Annotated in this window: 15 protein-coding genes; 7 read left to right on the forward strand and 8 right to left on the reverse strand. The window is 51.7% G+C overall.

Annotated elements, in window-relative coordinates; translation table 11 throughout:
• Positions 1-13: 13 nt before the first annotated feature.
• From LZ24_RS02625 to LZ24_RS02660, 8 genes are all read right to left on the reverse strand, one after another.
• Positions 14-238, reverse strand: coding sequence for a hypothetical protein (locus LZ24_RS02625; protein ID WP_144682035.1), 225 nt, complete (start codon positions 236-238; stop codon positions 14-16).
• Between the two features lie 54 nt (positions 239-292).
• A complete protein-coding gene (locus tag LZ24_RS02630; RefSeq protein WP_144682037.1) occupies positions 293-814 on the reverse strand; it encodes a GNAT family N-acetyltransferase in 522 nt (173 codons plus the stop codon).
• Positions 811-1212: a sugar 3,4-ketoisomerase gene (locus LZ24_RS02635; protein ID WP_144682039.1), complete on the reverse strand. Its 402-nt coding sequence runs from the start codon at positions 1210-1212 to the stop codon at positions 811-813. Before LZ24_RS02635 ends, LZ24_RS02630 begins: the two co-directional genes overlap by 4 nt.
• Positions 1209-2087: a glucose-1-phosphate thymidylyltransferase RfbA gene (rfbA, locus tag LZ24_RS02640; RefSeq protein ID WP_144682041.1), complete on the reverse strand. Its 879-nt coding sequence runs from the start codon at positions 2085-2087 to the stop codon at positions 1209-1211. Before rfbA ends, LZ24_RS02635 begins: the two co-directional genes overlap by 4 nt.
• A 674-nt stretch (positions 2088-2761) precedes the next feature.
• Positions 2762-2968 carry a cold shock domain-containing protein gene (locus LZ24_RS02645; protein ID WP_144682042.1) on the reverse strand — a complete coding sequence of 69 codons (207 nt, stop codon included), beginning with the start codon at positions 2966-2968 and terminating at the stop codon, positions 2762-2764.
• A gap of 752 nt (positions 2969-3720) precedes the next feature.
• Complete coding sequence (locus LZ24_RS02650; protein WP_144682044.1) at positions 3721-5094, reverse strand: phosphomannomutase/phosphoglucomutase; 1374 nt, start codon at positions 5092-5094, stop codon at positions 3721-3723.
• A gap of 520 nt (positions 5095-5614) precedes the next feature.
• Positions 5615-7546, reverse strand: coding sequence for a molybdopterin biosynthesis protein (locus LZ24_RS02655; RefSeq protein WP_144682046.1), 1932 nt, complete (start codon positions 7544-7546; stop codon positions 5615-5617).
• 22 nt (positions 7547-7568) lie between these two features.
• Complete coding sequence (locus LZ24_RS02660) at positions 7569-8801, reverse strand: molybdopterin molybdotransferase MoeA (RefSeq protein ID WP_144682048.1); 1233 nt, start codon at positions 8799-8801, stop codon at positions 7569-7571.
• Between the two features lie 372 nt (positions 8802-9173).
• Here LZ24_RS02660 and LZ24_RS02665 point away from each other — a divergent pair, with 372 nt between their 5' ends.
• From LZ24_RS02665 to LZ24_RS02695, 7 genes are all read left to right on the forward strand, one after another.
• Positions 9174-10970 carry an extracellular solute-binding protein gene (locus tag LZ24_RS02665; protein ID WP_222427504.1) on the forward strand — a complete coding sequence of 599 codons (1797 nt, stop codon included), beginning with the start codon at positions 9174-9176 and terminating at the stop codon, positions 10968-10970.
• A 24-nt stretch (positions 10971-10994) separates the two neighbouring features.
• Positions 10995-12095, forward strand: coding sequence for a microcin C ABC transporter permease YejB (locus tag LZ24_RS02670; protein WP_144682050.1), 1101 nt, complete (start codon positions 10995-10997; stop codon positions 12093-12095).
• A 327-nt stretch (positions 12096-12422) separates the two neighbouring features.
• Complete coding sequence (locus LZ24_RS02675; protein ID WP_222427505.1) at positions 12423-13457, forward strand: ABC transporter permease; 1035 nt, start codon at positions 12423-12425, stop codon at positions 13455-13457.
• A 3-nt stretch (positions 13458-13460) separates the two neighbouring features.
• Complete coding sequence (locus tag LZ24_RS02680) at positions 13461-15059, forward strand: ABC transporter ATP-binding protein (RefSeq protein ID WP_144682052.1); 1599 nt, start codon at positions 13461-13463, stop codon at positions 15057-15059.
• 295 nt (positions 15060-15354) lie between these two features.
• Positions 15355-15990: a TetR/AcrR family transcriptional regulator gene (locus LZ24_RS02685; protein ID WP_144682054.1), complete on the forward strand. Its 636-nt coding sequence runs from the start codon at positions 15355-15357 to the stop codon at positions 15988-15990.
• A 66-nt stretch (positions 15991-16056) separates the two neighbouring features.
• On the forward strand, positions 16057-17859 hold the full coding sequence (locus LZ24_RS02690; protein WP_144682056.1) for an acyl-CoA dehydrogenase: 1803 nt from the start codon (positions 16057-16059) through the stop codon (positions 17857-17859).
• A 339-nt stretch (positions 17860-18198) separates the two neighbouring features.
• A complete protein-coding gene (locus tag LZ24_RS02695; RefSeq protein WP_144682058.1) occupies positions 18199-20265 on the forward strand; it encodes a (Fe-S)-binding protein in 2067 nt (688 codons plus the stop codon).
• Positions 20266-20336 lie beyond the last annotated feature (71 nt).

Raw genomic sequence — 20336 nt, forward strand, 5'->3', positions numbered from 1 at the left:
TTTTTACAAAGAATTACCTTAATGCTTCGGAAGCAAATTTTTTCCAGTTTTTATGGAGTTCTTCATCGGAAATAACCCCAATATCTGTGGGAGAAAGGGGATCTGCGTCTGAAACCGCAGGAATTTCTTCTGTACACAGGGCAATGACTTCAATGGTTCTGGATTCCAGATACTGATAGGCTTCAGGCACATCTATTCTGCCATTTTTTACCTGAGCCCTGAATTTTATGGCATGCATGGTGTCTGTCTTTTTATTTTAAAGATGTTTTGATGTCAGTGCATCAAAAAAACACTAAAAAACTTTTCCTTTTAAAATTTTTCTCGCATCTTCAACCGCTTTTTCTGATATTTCAAAGTAAAAGTTTTGTTGGTCTTCCCCGGTCTCTAAGGCTCCCATTGCTCTATGAAAAGCAATAACCTTATTATTTTCCTTCATAACGTCAAAATGAGATTTACTATATCCTAATTTTTTAAAACCAAAATCATATACTAAAAAAGCACTCTCCAAAGACGCATACCTCGTTTTATTTTCATTAAGAATCCAGCTTCCCCAACAAAAAGAATCTTCTCTTAAATCATAAACACGTACCGTTCCACAAGGAACACCATCAAGTCTTTCAATAATAAAGTAGAATTGCTTTCCTAGAACTTCTTCTTTTTTATAATTTCTGATCCATTTAATTTGAGCATCCAAATCCTGATTTACAGGTGAAAGATGCTGATTATATTTCGGATCAATGCGTAATTTCAAAATAAAAGAAGCATCAGGCTCTTCCACAAATCTGAGTTGTATAGTTTTACCTTTAAGATTCATATACATACCTCGGTTAAAAAAGTATCATAATCCCGAATATAATCACCCTCATCATAAAACTCACTGGCAAGCACCATCAGCACACAATCCGGGCTGAAATCATGCATTTCACGCCAGATCATATTGCCGATGAAAAGCCCCTTTGAGGGCGAATCCAGCCAGGCTTCTTCACGGACTCTGCCATTATCCAGAATCATTCTGCATTTCCCACGGACACAGACCGCTACCTGCTGCAAGGATTTATGGGCATGAAACCCTCTGGCAACGCCTTCTTTGGTTTCGAAGATATAATACACACGTTTTATCTCAAAGGGGATATTTTTTCCCCCCTCAATGGCCACAAGGGAGCCTCTTGCATCACCACGAACAGCAAAATCAATCCAATTCAGAAGCGTCATGTTTTCTCCCTGCAGAGCCTCAGCAAATACTGACCATAGCCTGATTTTTTCAGTGCGTTTCCTGCTTTTAAAACATCTTCCCGGCTCAGCCAGCCATTGCTCAGGGCAATTTCTTCGAGGCAGGCAACCTTTAAGCCCTGCCGTGTTTCTATGGTCTGTACAAACATGCCCGCTTCCTGAAGACTTTCATGGGTTCCCGTATCCAGCCATGCAAAGCCCCTGCCCAGAAGTTCCACATGCAGGGTTTTACGTTTCAGATATTCCTGATTGATGCTGGTGATCTCAAGCTCTCCCCTGTCCGATGGTTTTACCTCCTTTGCAATCTGAACGACCTCATTATCATAAAAATAAAGGCCGGTCACAGCATAATTTGATTTAGGGGTGGCTGGCTTTTCTTGTATGGAAACAGCCTGCCTGTTTTCATCAAAGGCCACCACGCCAAAACGTTCCGGATCTTTCACCTGATATCCGAATACTGTGGCCCCTTTTTTCCTTGCTGCGGCTTCTTGAAGTTTGGGAGTAAAGCCCTGCCCGTAAAAGATGTTGTCTCCTAACACAAGACAGACCCTGTCTTTTCCGATGAACTTCTCACCAATAATAAAAGCCTGGGCCAGACCATCCGGGCTGGGCTGCACGGCATAGCTCAAAGAGATACCAAAATCCGAGCCATACCCGAGGAGCCGCTGGTAGGAATACTGGTCTTCCGGGGTTGTGATCACAAGGATATCCCGGATACCCGCCAGCATGAGTACCGAGAGGGGGTAGTAGATCATGGGCTTATCATAGATGGGTAAAAGCTGCTTGGATACCCCCCTTGTGATGGGGTACAGCCTTGTGCCGGAGCCTCCGGCGAGGATGATACCTTTGGTTTGCATGGATACCTCTTTCGGGGTTATTGTTGGGGTATTGTCTAATCTGATTATTACCCTGACTCATCCAGAGCCTGCTGGTCAGATTGTTGTCAGGCCCATGGTGAGAGCTTTCATACGCGGGCAGGCGCAAGGCCTGCCCCTACGAATGTTTTTTACGACCCCTCTTTTGTAGGGGCCCCTTTACGGGTGCTAAGCCAACAATCGTAAAATCTGGTCATGTAATTTCCATGGCTTAAGGTTCCTGTGGCTGAAAGACTGTGGTAATCAGATTGCCTGATGTCTTATTCTTTTAATTCGGGTTGTTGTTGTTATTAAAACTTTACATTGCGCTTATGCGCTAAATTCAGGACTTTTTAAATATAATTTTTGTGGCAGATTTGGGTTGGGACTGAACAAAAAAGAGGGGGAACAGGCCTGTATGGCTGTCTTCCCCCTCTCTATGGATGTTTTTTTATACTCCGAACGGTCTTTTTTAATACACGGGCCAGTCTTAAAACGATGTTGAAAAACTCCTGAACAGCAGTCTGCACCGTATTGCTGTGTTTTGTAGATGCGCCATTCTGGCGCATTCTTTAAAGCGGCTGGAAGCCGCTTCTACCATTACAGTGACCTATGCAGTACATCGTAAGCCTGAAATTTTTAAATGTTTCAAGGCTGACCGTTTGGAGTATAATTGATCAGACCCTGGAAACGTTTTTGGCGGCAGCCCCCCGATCGTTCTGCTCAATCTCAAAATCTACACGCTCACCCTCTGCAAGGGTACGGAAGCCCTGCATCATAATGGAAGAATGATGTACAAAAATATCACCTCCGCTGTCCTTTTCGATAAAACCATAGCCTTTTTTGTCGCTGAACCACTTGACGGTACCTTCAGACTTTTCCAAAACACTTCCTCCTTTGAACACGGTTGTGGCAGAGAATACAAATCGGTGGCATTGCCTGCCGGCCTTTTATCGGTTCGTCATGGACGTTCCGCTTTGTTTGCAAATGCCGCATGGAAAGGAAGTCCATGGAGAAAAATCTTAAAGACTGTGTACAGTGAAGGCCATGGATACCGTCTGTCGTGCTGAAGGGCTGAATAGCTGTCTTCCCGGGCATTTTTTTCTCAGAAAAAGTATGGCTGATGATCGGGGTGTTTTTAAAGTGTAAACCGCTTTTGCCTGTCTTCTTTTCCTGAATGTATATAAGTTCTGTTTTTTTATCATGCAATGCATCAGAAATGCAAGGGGTGCCACACTTTTTTCTGATTCACACTGTCTTTCAGCCATACAGGCCTTGATTATGTAAATTATATGACCAGATTTTACGCATGTTAGCTTAGCACCCGTAATAAAGGGTGCCCCTACACAAAACAGGGCCAATCGTTTCCACAATCCACCGATTCTGAATCGGAAATGGGTTTTTTGTAGGGGCAGGCCCCCGTGGTTGCCCAAAACCAGGGCAGGCACGGGGGCCTGCCCCTGCAATATCGTTTCAAGACTGCCCCATGTATCAAGAATGACCACGCAGAGTATAAAGCCCGCACCATAGGCCTGACAACAATCTGACCAGCGGGCTTTGGCTGAGTCAGGGTAGTAATCAGATTTATTTTTGCACCGCAATATCTGTGCCTTGTCATTTCTGATACAGTCAGTCTTTATGCACTTTTTGACTGAAGTGCTGCGGAGACGGCATGGACCTGCTTTTCCATCTCCACCCTTATGGCGTCTCTGGCTTCCGGGCTGTTTCCTTCAAAGCGCAGGACAAGGGCAGGCTGTGTGTTGGATGCCCGCACCAGCCCCCAGCCCTCATCGAAGAGCACTCTGGCACCGTCTATGTCAATCACCTTGTGGGTTTTCTGGTAGTGGGCGGTGATGGCCCGGACAATGTTAAACTTTATCTCATCTTCGCAGTCCACACGGATTTCAGGCGTGTTGAAGGTTTCGGGTACATCGGCGAGAAGGTCATTGAGGCTTTTTTTTGTGGAAGAAAGGATTTCCAGAAGCCTGCATGTGGCATAGATCGCATCATCGTAGCCATAGTAACGATCTGCGAAGAACATGTGTCCGCTCATTTCCCCTGCCAGAACAGCACCGGTTTCCTTCATTTTCTGCTTGATCAGAGAGTGTCCCGTGCGCCACATGATGGGCTTGCCGCCCTTTGCCGCAATATCATCATACAGGGTCTGGGAACACTTGACTTCGGAGATGAAGGTGGCGCCGGGGCGGGTTTTGAGGATTTCCCTTGAAAAGAGAATCATGAGCTGATCCCCGTGGAAAATACGGCCATCCGGCCCCACCACACCAATGCGATCCGCATCCCCGTCATAGCCGATGCCCACATCCGCACCTGTTTCCTTTACGGTACGGATAAGATCCGCAAGGTTTTCGGCAATGGTGGGGTCGGCTTCATGGTTGGGGAAAGAGCCGTCCATATCACAGAAGAGGGGAATGACCTCGCATTCAAGGGCCTCAAGGAGGGGCAGGGCCACCACGCCGCCTGTGCCATTGCCCGCATCCACCACTACCTTCATGGGTTTTTTGATCTGAATATCCGTCCGAATGCGTTCCAGATAAGCGGGGATGGGATCTTTGGCTGAAATTTCTCCCGGTGTATCTGCCACAGAAAAGGCTTTTTCTGTGATGATTTTCCGGATGGTTTGCAATTCTTCACCAAAAAGGGAAGCGCCTGCCATGGTGGTTTTAAAGCCATTGTATTCAGGGGGGTTATGGCTGGCTGTGACAATGATGCCCGCATCGGTTTTCAGATGGTGGGTGGCAAAGTAAAGTACGGGTGTGGGGCAGATGCCGATTTTTACCACGTCCATACCCGTGGAGATGAGACCCTCGACCAGAGCCTCTTCATAGATGTCGGAAGTGCTGCGGCAGTCCCGGCCCACGGCAATGGTTTTGCAGCCATTGGCGGTCATGTGGGTACCCATGGCCCTGCCAATGTCTTTGACATCAATCACTTTGAAATCTTTTTCTGCAATGCCTCTGATATCGTATTCCCTGAAAATACCGGGGTTCATGTCTGCTCCTTATGTTTTTTTAAATGTGGAAATCCGTTATTCCTTATCTGCATTCTTTTGTAACTGTTCAGCACAATTTTCCTTTGGTAAATCGGATACCTTTAATCAGGTGCATAGACAACCGGACCATTTGTTCGTGACGCAATCTTATTCTTAGAGCTTCTTGCCCTGTGCGGAAGCGGAAAAAACCCCCCGCCACAGGCAGGATAAGCTTTTTGATTACCATGGCAAGCTTCAGCACGCTGCCTTTGTGGCGGCTCAGACAGTTTGCCGCTTCTTTCGCACAGGCCTGCGAAGCTCTGATCCGAAACGATTGCAATGTCACTCACAAACAGCCCGATTGTCTTTTGCTGGAACCAAGATTTTGAAATTAAAGAACAATCTTTCAGGGAAAAATGTGCTGAATAATTACCATTCTTTTTTATCTGTTTCCTGCAGACAGGGATGGGGAATCAATTTTATCTTTAAATAAGATATTCTTTTTTCTTTTTGCCTTTTCACGCCAGAAAAATCAAGGGTTTCAACCCTGGCTCTTTTCAGGCCTTATGATGGTGCCTGTTTTTTTGGTGTCATAACCTCCGAGCTTTTCAAGGGCCTGTCTGAATGCTTCCGAGGAAAGAATTTTTATCACCGCCTGTATCCGGGGTGTTTCTTCCAGTTCTAGCGGAAAGATCAGTTCATAGGTTTCCGGGGTAAGGGGTACAAAGTCAAGGCCTAAGGCTCCGGCAGCGGCGGCAATACCGAGTCCTGTATCGGCACTGTTTCCAAGAACGGCTGCAGCAATGGCCATGTGGGTAGTTTCCTCATTGTCATAGCCCCGGATGGTATGGGGAGCCATCTGATTTTTTTTCAGCTCATAATCCAGCAGAATACGGGTGCCGGAGCCCGGCTGGCGGTTGATGAAGCGGACCTCAGGTCTTGCAAGATCCTGCACATGAAGGATTTTAAGGGGATTGCCCTTTGCCACAATAAACCCCTGAATCCGGACGGCCAGATGGAGGCGGCATACGGGGGTATCCGGCAGAACCCGGCGGATGGCACTCTGGTTATAGCTGCCGTCTTCCGGGTCCAGGAGATGGGAGCCTGCCATGTGGCAGCTTCTGCTGCGGATGGCAAGGAGACCTCCCATGCTGCCCACATGGCTGGATGAAAGCCGGATGCCCATGGGTTTCAGTTCGTTGGCCAGCAGATCCAGGGCATTGTCATGGCTTCCCGTCACAAGGAGGGTGTTGTGGATTTCTTCCATGGGGCGCAGCAGTTCAGCCATGGCTTCGGAACCTGCGGCCATGCCTTCGCTGTGGGCGGGGATACGGAGGATGGCATCGGCCTCTGTGATGGAGGTGATGCATCCGGCTCCCCTGGGAAGGGGGGCGGCTATGGTGCGTCCGTATACTTCCGCCAGCCTTACCCGGACAAATTCTTCAAGGCCGAGTTTTGAGGGGATGGCTCTGGATAAAAAGACAGGGCAGCGGGGTCTTGGAATATCCGGCCTGCCCAGAAGGCTGCGGATCAGGGGTCTGACCAGTTCTTCAAAGGCAAGGATGGCGGATACGGGATAGCCGGGAATTCCGAATACGGGTTTTTCTGCCACTTTGCCCAGCACCACGGGTTTGCCCGGCATCATGGTGATGCCATGGAAAAGGATTTCTCCGATTTCTTCTACGGCAAGGCGGGTAAAATCATGGGAGCCTGCAGAAGATCCGCCAACGGTGAGGATGATATCCACATCCTCCCGGCTGGCGGCTTCCTCAATGCATTTTGCCAGCAGCTGAACCTCATCCTTTATGGAAGGGGCAGGAATCCAGCGGCCTCCGCAGGCTTCGCTGAGCTTGCCCAGCACATGGCTGTTGGATTCAATGACCTCTCCGGGTTTAAGGAGGGCAGGATCCCGTTTGGCGTCAACCAGCTCGGAGCCGGTGGGAAGAATGAGAACACCGGGTGCTGCCAGAACCGGAACCTGACGCACACCGCCCGAGAGCAGGGCACCGATGCAGTAGGGGGTGATTTCGTGGGTGGCGGGAAAGAGCATTTCCGTTGCCACAATGTCTTCTCCGATTTTTCGGACATGCTGCCATGGGAAAACCGGAGCCTCAAGGCGCAGCCCCATTTTTTCCGGTGTGACCTTTTCGATCATGACCACGGCATCACAGCTTTCCGGCAGAACCTGCCCCGTGTTCACGGCAAAGGCATTCTTTTCTTCCTGAAGGAATACGGGACTCTGTTCCGAGGCATGGAAGGTTTCTTCTGCCCGGATGGCATATCCGTCCATGGCGGCCACATGAAAGGGGGGGGAGGAGACAGCAGCAAAAACAGCCTTTGCCAGCACCCGGCCTGTGGCCTCTGATGCCTGAAGACTCTCATGCCTTTTTGTGGTGCGGCCAAAGGCTTCAAGGGTAAGCTGTCTGGCCTGTTCCAGGGGAATCATGGAAAGGTAGATATTGCGTAGGGACATGGAGGCTCCTTGGGTGTGTATCTTAAAGGGGATAAACGGTGACGGGGCTGTCCTTTAGCAGACCTTCCGTATCTTTCGGGATACAGACAAGGCCTGAGGCTTCCACAAGGGTTCTTATCAGGCCTGCTTCACCGGGTACAGGTACAGCCACAGGCCCTTTGTTTTCTTCCTCAATGGCAACCCTGATATAATCCGCCCTGCCCATGACCGAAGCCATGTTGCGGGAGATGCGGGCGGAAAAGGGCCGTTCTTCCGGCCTGATTCCCTTTTCTCCGGTGATGTGACGGATCAGGGGTTTGACGAGAATCTGAAAAATGACGGCAGCAGAGGCCGCATGTCCGGGAAGTCCGATGAGGGGTTTTTCTCCGCACCGGGCGATCAGGGTGGGTTTGCCGGGACGGACAGCCAGACCATGGGCCAGAATTTCCGCATGGTCAAGACCGGCAATGGCACGGGGAGCAAAGTCCAGGGTGCCGACGGAAGATCCCCCTGACACAAGCACCATGTCCGCCCGGTTCAGGGCATCCGAAAGGGCCTTGCGCAGGGCCTTTTCATCATCTGGCACAATGGGCATTTCCAGAGCGATACCCCCCTGTTCTTCGATCATGGCCGACAGGGTACGGGTATTGATATCCCGTATTTCTCCGGGCCTAAGAGGGCTTTCCGGAGGACGGATTTCATCGCCTGTGGACAGAACGGCAATGACAGGCTGTCTGTACACCATGATCTCTGTGGTGCCTGCTCCCGCAAGAAATCCAAGATCCTGGGGGCGGAGTCTTTTTCCATGGGGCAGCAGCCTTTGTCCCGGACGGGCATCATCGCCCTGTCGGATCACATGGGTTCCCGGAGCCACAGATCTGTGCACTTCCACAAGGCCTTCGTCTACGGGGCTTGTGTCTTCTATCATTATTACAGAGTCCGCACCTTCCGGAAGCATGGCACCTGTGGCAATGGCGGCGGCTTCTCCTGATTCTATAAAAAAATCCGGGGCTTCTCCCATACTGACCCTGCCCTTGATGATAAAAAGGGGAGAAGCACTTTCAGAAGCACCAAAGCTGTCCTTTGCCCTTAGGGCGAATCCGTCTCTGGTGGAGCGGCTGAAGGGCGGAACCGTTTCTTTTGCAAGGATATCTTCTGCAGCAATGCGGTGAAGGCATTTGCATACGGATATTTTTTCTTTCTGAATCCGGGGAAAGCGGTGTATGAGCTTAAGGGCATCCTCTAAGGAAATAACGGAAAAGAAAGCATGGATCATGGGGATCTCCGGCAAAGGGGGACAAGGCCGTGCATATATGTAAAAGGTGCTTTCGGGGGTGGATACCAGTGTAAAGCATTTTTAATATGGCAGGCGAACCTGGCTCCTGTTTTTTTCTACACCTGGCGGTAAAAGTCAAGGAGTAGTGGGGTAGGTTGTCAATAGTGGACACCAAATATTTAAGCCAACTGCTGTTTTTTTAAAAACCAGACTTTGGCGTATATTCCTGCACACCATTAGGATGCCCCTTTTTCGTCTATTTCCTTCCTTGGTGCCTAAAAGAAAAAATCAGGTTTTGGATGTAAAAAGTAGGATGCCGTGTTAAGGTAGCTGCCTTCTGATATATTACTGCTTTTTTGAAAGGTGGCAAAGATGCGTAAACGATGCATGTGGGGTGCTTTCTTTTTTCTTCTGCTCTGGGCCAGTGGCTGGGTCTGGGCCGGTGGAGAAACCATGCATGCCCTATCTCTGGGAGAAAAGCCCCGCTATGGTCCGGATTTCACCCACTTTGCCTATGCCAATCCCAACGCTCCAAAGGGCGGCAGCCTGCGCATGGAAGCCCTTGGCAGTTTTGACAGCTTCCATCCCTTTATCATGCGGGGCGTTGCGGCTTCGGGCCTGAACTTGCTCTTTGATACCCTCATGACCTCTTCGGAGGATGAACCCTTTGCCATGTACCCCCTTCTGGCGGAAAGCGTTACCCTGGCAGAGGACGGCAGCTGGGTACGCTTCACCCTGCACGGTGAGGCCCGTTTCCATGACGGGACGCCTGTGCTGGCTTCGGATGTGGCTTTTAGTTTCAGAAAGCTTGTGTCCGAAGGCAGGCCCCATTACGCCAAATACTACAGGGATGTGGCTGAGGTGGTGGTGGAGGATGAAAGGCGGGTGCGTTTTGATTTTAAAAACGCAGAGAACCCTGAGCTCCCCCTGATTCTGGGCCAGCTTTATGTGCTTTCGGAAAAGGACTGGGAAGGGGTGGATTTTGGTCGTTCCGGCTTTCGGGTTCCCTTAGGGAGTGGCCCCTATCGTCTGGAAAGTTATGTGCCGGGCAGACGGGTGGTTTATCAGCGGGATCCTGAATACTGGGGACGGGATCTTCCCGTAAACCGGGGGCATTACAATTTTGACCGGCTCAGCTATGAATATTTCCGGGATGCCACCGTATCTCTGGAGGCTTTCAAGGCGGGCTATTATGATCTGCGGCGGGAGCATACGGCAAAGATATGGGCAACCCAGTACACGGGCCGGGCTTTCAGGGATGGCAGTATTGTAAAAAAGAAAATTCCCCATGAGCTGCCTGCGGGCATGCAGGGCTTTGCCATGAATGTGCGACGCAGTCTTTTTCAGGATGTGCGGGTGCGGGAGGCCTTAAGCCTTGCCTTTGATTTTGAATGGAGCAACCGGGCCCTCTTTTATGATCAGTACACCCGGTCCGAGAGTTATTTCAGCAATTCGGAGATGGCGGCGGAGGGTCTGCCCTCCCAAGGGGAGCTGGCCTACCTGCTGCCACTAAAGGAACTTCTTTCCCCCGAAGTTTTCGGCCCCCTGCCCCAGCCCGTGGAAAGTGACGGCTCCGGTTTTATGCGGGAGGCCCTCCTGAAGGCGGCGGATCTTCTGCGGGAGGCAGGATATGATATCCGTGGCGGAGAGCTGTATACTCCGGAGGGGCAGCCCTTTACCTTTGAGATTCTTCTGCACAATCCCGCCTTTGAACGGGTGATGCTGCCCTATGTGCAGAATTTGAGACGGCTGGGTATCCTTGCAAGGGTCCGGGTGGTGGAGCCTTCCCAGTATATTCAGCGGCTGCGCTCCTTTGATTTTGACATGACCGTTGCCGTTTTCCCCCAGTCCCTTTCTCCGGGAAACGAACAGCAGGATTTCTGGAGCTGCAAGGCTGCGGAAACCCCCGGATCCCGCAATGTCGGGGGAATCTGTGATCCTGCCGTGGATGCCCTGGTGCAGGCCATTGCCACGGCTTCGGACAGAAGGGCGCTGATGGATGCCTGCCGCAGCCTCGACCGGGTGCTGCGCCATGGTCATTATGTGGTACCCAACTGGCATACCTCGGTTTTCCGCCTTGCCCATCGCAGCCATATTGCCATGCCGGCAAAGCACCCGCCCTACGGTCTGGGGTTGTGGACCTGGTGGGATAAAAATGCAAGGCTGTGATCGGTTTTTTTATCGGAGGCATCAATGACATCCTATATCATACGCAGGCTGCTTCTCATTATTCCCACCCTTCTGGGTATTCTGACCATCAATTTTTTTGTGATTCAGGCGGCACCGGGTGGGCCGGTGGAGCAGATGCTGCATCAGCTGGAAGGGGATGGGCCGGGGCTTACATCCAGAGTTTCCGGTGTGGGCAGTTCAGAGCTGGCAGGCAGTCATGCCGCATCCGCAGACAGCAGGGATTCCCGTTACCGGGGAAGTCAGGGGCTGGACCCGGAGCTTGTGGAACGCATAGAAGCCATGTACGGATTTGATCAGCCTGTTCTTACCCGGTATTTCAAAATGCTGTGGGATTTTGCCCGTTTTGATTTCGGGGAAAGTTTTTTCCGCAGTACTTCGGTGCTGTCGCTGATTGGAGAAAAACTGCCGGTGTCCATTTCTCTGGGGCTCTGGAGTACCCTTATCATTTATCTGATTTCCATTCCCCTGGGCATTCTCAAGGCCCTGCGCCATGGCTCCCGCTTTGATGTCTGGACCTCAACCCTCATTGTGCTGGGCAATGCAGTGCCGGTTTTTCTCTTTGCCGTACTTCTGGTGGTTCTTTTTGCAGGGGGCGCATGGCTTCAGATTTTTCCCCTGCGGGGACTCACCTCGCCCCACTTTGCCGATCTTTCCCTTTGGGGCAAGATGGCGGATTATGCATGGCATCTGGCCCTGCCCGTCACTTCCCTTGTGATCGGCGGCTTTGCCACCCTGACCCTTCTGACTAAAAATGCCTTTCTGGATGAGATTCACAAGCAGTATGTCACAACGGCAAGGGCCAAGGGACTTTGTGAAAGAAAAATTCTTGCGGGTCATGTCTTCCGCAATGCCATGCTCATTGTGATCGCAGGTTTTCCTGCGGCCTTTGTTGCCATGTTTTTTACGGGCTCCCTGCTGGTGGAGGTGATTTTTTCACTGGACGGGCTGGGACTTCTGGGCTTTGAAGCCACCCTTGGCCGGGATTATCCCGTTATGTTCGGCACCCTTTATATCTTTACCCTTCTGGGGCTTCTTCTGAATCTTCTCAGTGACATCACCTATTCTCTGGTTGATCCGAGAATCGACTTTGAAAGCAGGGGGTAACTTTGTTTGTCTATGCACATGATTGAAGGTAGTAGATTTACCAAAGAAAAATTTTGCTGAACAGCAGCTCGCGCCCTGTTAGGGCATCTTGTCGTAGAGTAACTTGTGAAGTTACCCAGAAGCTGTTTTTGTAGATGCGCCATCCTGGCGCATTATTCAAAGCGGCTGGAAGCCGCTTCTACTTTTCCAGCGAACTATGCGATATTTTAAGGTCTTGTCATATGAAAAATTGTGAAGTTACTCAGAAGCAACCCACGCCGTGTTGCGGCGTTTTGTCATAAAGTAACTTTTGAAGTTACTCAGAAGCCACAAAAGGAGAATCAAAATATGGGAATGATGGTGCGCCTTGGGCCTGTGGGGCAGCGGCGCTGGCAGAGGTTCCGTAAAAACGGCAGGGGGTATTATTCCCTCTGGATTTTTGCCTTTCTGTTTTTTCTTACCCTTGGCGCTGAGTTTGTGGCCAATGACAGGCCCCTTTATGTGCATTACGGTGGGGAACATTTTTTTCCTGTTTTTGCTTCCTACCCGGAAACCCGCTTTGGCGGTGTCTTTGAAACCCCCGCCGTTTACAGGGATCCCTTTGTTCAGGAGCTGATAAAAAAAGAAGGCTTCATGGTCTGGCCCCTGATTCCCTTTTCCTATGAAACCGTGAGCCTTGGCCGCATGGAGGCCTTTCCTGCTCCGCCTTCTCCGGAAAACTGGCTGGGAACCGATGATCAGGGCAGGGATGTCCTTGCAAGGCTGATTTACGGGTTTCGGGTATCCGTTCTTTTCGGTCTCTGCCTTGCCGGTCTGGGATCGGCCATAGGTGTCTGTGTTGGGGCCGTACAGGGGTATTTCGGCGGATGGGTGGATCTGGCGGGACAGCGTATGGTGGAAATCTGGTCAGGCCTGCCCATTCTTTACCTTCTGATTCTTCTGTCCAGCGTGGTCACGCCGGATTTCTGGTGGCTGCTGGGGATCATGCTGCTTTTTGGCTGGATGAGCCTTGTGGGTGTGGTGCGTGCGGAGTTTCTGCGGGGGAGAAACCTTGAGTATGTGCGTGCCGCCAGAGCCTTAGGCATGGGCCATGGCCGCATCATGTATCAGCATATCCTTCCCAATGCCATGGTGGCGGCTTTAACCTTTCTTCCCTTTCAGGTGAGTGCCGCCATCGGTTCCCTCACGGCTCTGGATTTTCTTGGCTTTGGTCTTCCGCCCGGCTCCCCTTCCCTGGGGGAACTGCTGGCACAGGGCAAGGCCAACCTCCATGCGCCGTGGTTAGGTATTGCCGCATTCACCGTGCTGGCACTCCTCCTCAGTCTTCTTGTTTTTATTGGTGAAGCCGTGCGGGATGCCTTTGATCCCAGGCTGGAGGGATGAAACATGGATGAACCGCTTCTTTGTATCCGTAATCTTAAAATATCCTTTCACCGCAGGGATGTGGCACCCTTTGAGGCCGTGCGGGGCGTGGATCTGGATATTTATGCCGGAGAGACCTTGGGTCTTGTGGGAGCTTCGGGATCGGGAAAATCCCTGACCGCCCATGGGATTATGCGTCTGCTGCCGCCCTTTCCGGGTTGCCGTATTGCAGGAAGTATTCATTTCCAGAAAGAGGATGTGCTGGCCATGGCGCCCCCTGCCATGCAGGATCTCCGGGGAAACCGGATTTCCATGATTTTTCAGGAACCCATGACCGCCCTGAATCCCCTGCACCGGGTGGGCCGCCAGATCGGAGAGGTGATCCGTGTCCATGGAGGGCCGCAGCCAAAGGCCCGGTTGCGGCAGCGGGTGCTGGAGCTTTTGGAGCAGGTGGGAATCCCCGAACCAGAGCGGCGCATGGATGCCTGGCCCCATGAGCTTTCCGGAGGTCAGCGCCAGCGGGTGATGATTGCCATGGCCATTGCCAATCGTCCGGATCTGCTCATTGCCGATGAACCTACCACCGCTCTGGATGTGACGGTGCAGGCCCAGATTCTGGAACTGCTCAGCCGCCTGCAAAAGGAAATGGGGATGGCCATGCTGCTCATTACCCATGATCTGGGGGTGGTGCGCCATGTCACATCCCGCATGGCGGTGATGGAGGAAGGCCAGATTGTGGAGACGGGAGAAACCGCAAAGATCTTTGCGGAAGGGGGGCAAGCCCCCTGCACCAAAGCCCTGTTGCAGGCGGAAAAATTCACGCCACCGGCTCCCGCAGAAGAAGATGCGCCATCGGTGTTGGAAACCCGCAGTCTTGGGGTCCGGTTTCCCCTTAAGACGGGTCTTTTCAGAAAAAAAAGATGTTTTGATGCCGTTTCCGGGGCTTCCTTTTGCTTAAGGCGGGGGCAAACCCTGGGGGTTGTCGGGGAGTCAGGATCGGGGAAAACCAGCCTTGGCCTTGCGGTGCTGCGTCTTCTGCAGTCCGAAGGGGAGGTTTTTCTGAATGGAAAGCCCTTGCATGGTCTTTCCCAGAAGGCGCTCAGGCCCCTGCGCCGCCGTTTTCAGGTGGTGTTTCAGGATCCCTTTGCCAGCCTCAGCCCCCGGATGGCCGTGGGGGATATCGTGGCTGAAGGCCTTGTGGTGCACGGCATGGGCGATGTCCGGCAGCGGGAAGAGAGGGTGGTAAGGGCGCTGGAGGAAGTGGGGTTGAATCCTGAGGTCAGGTTCCGTTATCCCCATGAGTTTTCAGGGGGGCAGCGCCAGCGCATTGCCATTGCAAGGGCCCTTGTGCTGGACCCTGAAGTGCTGGTGCTGGATGAACCCACCTCTTCCCTGGACAGGGCCGTGCAGTTTCAGGTGCTGGAGCTGCTGAGAAGTCTGCAGGAAAGCCGGGGGCTTGCCTACCTTTTTATCTCCCATGACCTCAAGGTGATACGGGCCATCAGCCATCATGTTCTGGTGATGAAGGACGGGCACATCGTGGAAAGCGGTGAAGCAGCGGTCATTTTTGATCAGCCTGAGCAGTCCTATACCCGGCGGCTTCTGTCTGCGGCGCTGGCTTAGGGCTTTTGAATGGCAGGTCTCCCGCACCATGGGCCTGACAACAACCGGACCAGCAAGCTGTGGCTGAGTCAGGGTAGTAATCAGTTTTTATTTTGCATAAAAAAATCTTTGGAGCGGTTTTTGTTTCCATAATGTGCATTTTATGCGGGAACAATGTTCTTTTTTGGGGTGTGTGGTTACAAAAAAGCTTGACAGTTTTTATGTCGGACTGTTAAGTGAGGCTATCTTCATTTTTTGCTGCAATGGATATGACAGCTTTGTTTTCTCGCTGAATAAGGGATTCAATACTCAGGTTATGTTTTTTAACCCTGTTTTCTTAGTGAGGGAGGCTTCTATTTCTCGGATCGACAGGCAGGATAAATATCAGCGTATTCTGAGGGCAGGCATTACGGTTTTTGCAAGGCGGGGTGTTTTTCGTGCCACCATATCTGAGATTGCCCGGGAAGCCGGTGTGGCCGATGGCACCATTTATCTGTATTTTAAAAACAAAGATGACATCCTTGCCCGTTTTTTTGCGGGCAGAACCGAAGAAATTTTTGCACGCTTCCGCAAGGCCATTGATGGGGCAGATACGGCAAGGGAGAAGCTCTTCCGGCTGGTTTCCTGTCACATGGAAGCTTTTCAGGAAGACAGGGAAATGGCCGTGGTTTTTCAGGCCGAAACCCGGAAGATCCATGCCATGGCCTGTCAGGTGAATGATATCTCAGCAAGATACAGGGATCTGATCGCAGAGATTATTGAGGACGGCCAGGCCGAAGGCGTTATCCGCAAGGAACTCTATATTGCCCTGGTCAAACGTTTTATTCTGGGGGCCGTGGATGAGGTGGTGAATACCTGGGTGCTGGCCGAGGGCAAATACGATCTGGTCAGTATGGCAGAACCCCTTGTGGATTTATTTATGCGTGGGATCGGCAGTGCTTCTGCAGAATGAAAAATTAAAATTTGTTTTTTTTGCATAAGGAAAAAACAACACACCAAACAAGCAAGGAGACCCAGCATGGCACAATTGATTTCTGAAAGACGGGATGTGGATTTTGTTCTCCATGAGCAGCTTGAAGTAGGGAAGTTTGCCGAGCAGGAAAAGTTTGCGGATTTCAATAAGAAAACCGTGGACATGATTGTGAATGAGGCCAGAAACCTTGCCATCAAGGAGCTGCTGCCCACCTGGAAGGACGGCGATACCATCGGCTGTACCTTTGAAAACGGCAAGGTTCGTATCCCTGAATCCTTTGAGCGGGCCTATGATCTCCTGAAAAAGGGGGAGTGGACGGCCATGAGCGAAGATCCCGAGTGGGGCGGGCAGGGCATGCCGAAAACCGTTGCCCTTGCGGCCAGTGAATTCTTCAATGGCGCCAACTATCCCTTCATGATGTATCCGGGCCTTACCCACGGTGCCGGTAAACTGGTGGAAACCTTTGGTACGGACAAGCAGAAACAGCTTTTTTTGAAAAAAATCTATACGGGTGAGTGGTGCGGCACCATGCTCCTTACGGAAGCCTGTGCCGGTTCCGATGTGGGTGCCCTGGAAACCATGGCCTATCCCCAGCCCGACGGCACTTACAAGATCGTGGGCAACAAGATCTTCATCTCAGGTGGTGAGCAGGAGCAGCTCTCCGATAATATCATCCACCCCGTTCTGGCCCGCATTGAGGGGGCTCCCGCAGGAACAAAGGGTATTTCCCTCTTCCTTGTTCCCAAATACCGGGTGAATGACGACGGCAGCCTTGGTGCCTTCAATGATGTGGTCTGCACGGGCATTGAACACAAGATGGGTATCCATGGCAACTGCACCTGTTCTCTGGCTCTGGGTGGAAAGGATGACTGCATCGGTGAGCTTCTCGGGGAACCCAACAAGGGTATGGCCCATATGTTCCTTATGATGAATGAAGCCCGTCTGCTGGTGGGGATGCAGGGTTTTGGCTGTGCTTCCGCAGCCTACATGTACTCCCTGAACTATGCCAAGGAGCGTGTGCAGGGTGCCCTGATCACCAACCCCAAGGGCGGCGGTGTACCCATTATCCAGCATCCGGATGTGCGGCGTCAGCTTATGATGATGAAGTCTTACACCGAAGCCATGCGTTCCATTCTGTATTACATTGCCTACTGCGATGACATGGCCCATCTGGCAACGGATCCCGAGGAGAAGGAGCTGTATGAGGGGCTGGTGGAGGTTCTCACCCCCATCGGCAAGGGCTATGTGACGGACCGAAGCTTTGATGTGGTTTCCCAGGGTATGCAGGTATATGGCGGTTATGGATTCATTGAGGAATATCCTTTGGCCCAGCTTCTCAGGGATGTGCGCATCACCCTGATTTATGAAGGCACCAACGGCATTCAGGCCATGGACCTTCTGGGCCGGAAGCTTGGCATGAAAAAGGGCAAGATTTTTATGTCCCTGATGCAGAAAATCGGTACCAGTATAGCCGCTGCCAAGGCCGTTCCTGAGCTTGCCCCCATGGCTGCCCAGGCCGAGGCCAGCCTGAACAAGCTTGGGGAAGTGGCCATGCACATGGGTAAGACTGCCATGAGTGAGAAGGTGATGACCGCCTTCAGCTTTGCCCACCCCTTCCTTGATGTGGTTGGGGACCTCACCGCCGCATGGATGCTGCTGTGGCGGGCCACCATTGCCCAGTCCAGTCTGGGTAAAAAGAAAAAGGAAGATGCCTTTTACAATGGTGTCATTAAATCCGCAGAGTTTTTCATCTACAATCAGCTTCCCGTGGCCGATGGCAAAATGAATGCCATTCTCCGTGGTGCCGATGCAGCCATGAGCATTGATGAAAGCTCTTTCCTTTCCTGATCAGACGTGAGAAACCATGAACGGCAGGCCCTCCGGGGTCTGTCCGGGTAAAAGGGCCGGGGGCTTCCCCGGCTTTTTTGCATGATGGATTTCTGAAGATCGTTTCATGGCGGCAGGGCCCTGTGATTTTAAGCCCCTCAGTGGCTGAAATTCCTGCGGATCAGGCGGCAGGGGGGGCTGAATTTTGGTTTTTTTACTTGACGGAACCGCTTTTTCTTTATTAAGAGTGTTCCGATCCATATACCCAGCGATACAGCGGGATGTATCATCCGCTTTTTACTTTTTGGTATCTAACCATTTAACCATTTTCAGGACTTTGTTAAGGGAAGGATGAATTCCATGGAACCATTGATTGCGCCTGCGCAGTACACGTTTCTGGGTATCCCCACGGTATTGTTTTCCGTGCTGATTCCGATCGTGGGCATTGCTCTTTTCACTTACATCATGGCCAAGCGTATTGCTCCGCTGACCAGGGCCCGCAAGGATGAGCGTTTTGACGCCATCCCCCAGCGCATCTGGAATGTGGCCCTGATCTGGCTTGGCCAGATCCGCCAGCCCCGCTACATGATGGGTGGTGTTCTTCACATTCTCATCTTCTTTGGCTTCCTTGTGCTGGCCCTGCGCTCCATGAGCCTTGTGGTCATTGGTGTGATACCCGACTTTGCCCTTCCCGGGTTCGGCCATGATCAGATGATCGGCATGATTTACAATGTGGCCAAGGATTATGCGGCGACCATCGTTTTTGTGGCCTGTTTTGTGGCTGCCATCCGTCGCGGTATCTTCCGCCCTGAGCGCTATGAAGTCCCTGCCCGCTTTGGCAAGGATCATACCGCAGAGGCCGTATTTGTTCTCTGCATCATTATGACCCTCATGGTTTCCGAGTCCCTGTTCGAGGCTGCCCTTGTTGCCGCCCAGATTCAGACCGGTGCCCATGCCCACTTCCTGCCCCCCGGAAGTCTGCCCTGGTTTCTGCAAAACAGCCTGCTGAATACCCCCATGGAAACCCTGCAGACTCTCCATGTGGCTGCTTACTTTATCCATGACTTTACCTTTTTCTTCTTCCTCTGCTTCTTGCCCCTTGGCAAGCATTTCCATGTTATCACCTCCCTTTTCAACGTGTACTTTATGCGTACCCGCCGGGGCAATATCAAGCCCATCGAGTACGGTCTGAGTGCCGAAGAAATGGAAAACCTCAAGTCCATCGGTGTAAAGAAGCTGGAAGATTTCACCTGGAAGCACATCCTTGACTTCTACACCTGCGCCGACTGCGGTCGCTGTTCAGACCAGTGCCCGGCCAATACCGTGGGCCGTGCCCTGTCTCCCCGTTTCATTTCCATTAAAGGTCGTGAGGCTGTCTTCAATACCTATCCCCTGACCGGTCCCATCCTCAAGAGTGAAAACCTTGTGGGTAATGTGTACGATGAGGATGAAATCTGGAGCTGTACCACCTGTGGTGCTTGTGAAGAGGAATGTCCCATCGGTATTGAATACATTGACAAGATTGTGGACATGCGCCGCGGCCTTGTGGATGACGGCGAAGTACCCCAGACCCTTCAGAAGCCCATGCAGGCCCTTGCCAAGCGTGGCAACGCCTGGGGCAAGATGGAGAAAAAGCGGGCGGACTGGACCAAGGACATTGCAGAAGAATGTCCTGTCAAGGTTGTGGATGGGGAAGAGTCCGTCAACACCCTTTACTTTGTGGATTCCATCTCTTCCTTTGATGACCGCATGGTGGACATTGCCAAGAGCACGGCCAAGCTGCTTCAGGCTGCCGGAGAAAACTTCGGTATTCTTGGCAAGGCGGAAAAGGATTCCGGTAACGAGGTCATCCGCTTTGGTGAGGAGTTCCTTTATCAGGATCTGAAAAACCACAACATGGAGCAGATCAAGGAGTCCGGTGCCAAGCGCATTGTCACCGCAGATCCCCATGCCTTCAATGCCCTTAAAAATGACTACCAGCTTTCCATCCCTGTGGAGCATATCAGCTCCGTTGTTACCCGTGCCGTAAAAGCTGGTAAAATCAAGCTGAAAACCATTACGGATGCCACAAGGGTTTACACCTACCACGATCCCTGCTATCTGGGACGTCATAATGGGGTTTATGAGGATCCCCGTGAAGCCCTCAATGCCATCCCCGGTATCCGTACGGTGGAAATGCTGAAAAGTGGAGACCGTTCCTTCTGCTGCTCCGGTGGTGGTCTGATGCTCTTCTATGAGCCCCACGAAGAAGAGCGCATGGCGGTTCTCCGTGTGAAAATGGCGGCCAAGGCCGGTGCCAATGTCATCGTGACGGCATGTCCCTTCTGTCTTGTGAACATGGAAGATGCCATCAAGGTTGCAGGCTATGAAGGCAAGATTGAAGCACTGGATCTTGTGGAGCTTCTTGATCAGCACATGGTAAAATAAAACCCACGTCCGGTACCGGAAGTCCGGTACCGGATTCGGTCAAAGGGTACCGGATCTGATGCGGTATCCTG

It is taken from the genome of Desulfobotulus alkaliphilus, from assembly GCF_007830435.1.
Taxonomy (GTDB): domain Bacteria; phylum Desulfobacterota; class Desulfobacteria; order Desulfobacterales; family ASO4-4; genus Desulfobotulus; species Desulfobotulus alkaliphilus.

What these genes read in the sequence shown, in the direction of transcription:
- LZ24_RS02625 (WP_144682035.1), bottom strand. Translation starts at nt 238, where the DNA reads ATGCATGCCATAAAATTCAGGGCTCAGGTAAAAAATGGCAGAATAGAT.
- LZ24_RS02630 (WP_144682037.1), bottom strand. Translation starts at nt 814, where the DNA reads ATGAATCTTAAAGGTAAAACTATACAACTCAGATTTGTGGAAGAGCCT.
- LZ24_RS02635 (WP_144682039.1), bottom strand. Translation starts at nt 1,212, where the DNA reads ATGACGCTTCTGAATTGGATTGATTTTGCTGTTCGTGGTGATGCAAGA.
- rfbA (WP_144682041.1), bottom strand. Translation starts at nt 2,087, where the DNA reads ATGCAAACCAAAGGTATCATCCTCGCCGGAGGCTCCGGCACAAGGCTG.
- LZ24_RS02650 (WP_144682044.1), bottom strand. Translation starts at nt 5,094, where the DNA reads ATGAACCCCGGTATTTTCAGGGAATACGATATCAGAGGCATTGCAGAA.
- LZ24_RS02655 (WP_144682046.1), bottom strand. Translation starts at nt 7,546, where the DNA reads ATGTCCCTACGCAATATCTACCTTTCCATGATTCCCCTGGAACAGGCC.
- LZ24_RS02660 (WP_144682048.1), bottom strand. Translation starts at nt 8,801, where the DNA reads ATGATCCATGCTTTCTTTTCCGTTATTTCCTTAGAGGATGCCCTTAAG.
- LZ24_RS02665 (WP_222427504.1), top strand. Translation starts at nt 9,174, where the DNA reads ATGCGTAAACGATGCATGTGGGGTGCTTTCTTTTTTCTTCTGCTCTGG.
- LZ24_RS02670 (WP_144682050.1), top strand. Translation starts at nt 10,995, where the DNA reads ATGACATCCTATATCATACGCAGGCTGCTTCTCATTATTCCCACCCTT.
- LZ24_RS02675 (WP_222427505.1), top strand. Translation starts at nt 12,423, where the DNA reads ATGGGAATGATGGTGCGCCTTGGGCCTGTGGGGCAGCGGCGCTGGCAG.
- LZ24_RS02680 (WP_144682052.1), top strand. Translation starts at nt 13,461, where the DNA reads ATGGATGAACCGCTTCTTTGTATCCGTAATCTTAAAATATCCTTTCAC.
- LZ24_RS02685 (WP_144682054.1), top strand. Translation starts at nt 15,355, where the DNA reads ATGTTTTTTAACCCTGTTTTCTTAGTGAGGGAGGCTTCTATTTCTCGG.
- LZ24_RS02690 (WP_144682056.1), top strand. Translation starts at nt 16,057, where the DNA reads ATGGCACAATTGATTTCTGAAAGACGGGATGTGGATTTTGTTCTCCAT.
- LZ24_RS02695 (WP_144682058.1), top strand. Translation starts at nt 18,199, where the DNA reads ATGGAACCATTGATTGCGCCTGCGCAGTACACGTTTCTGGGTATCCCC.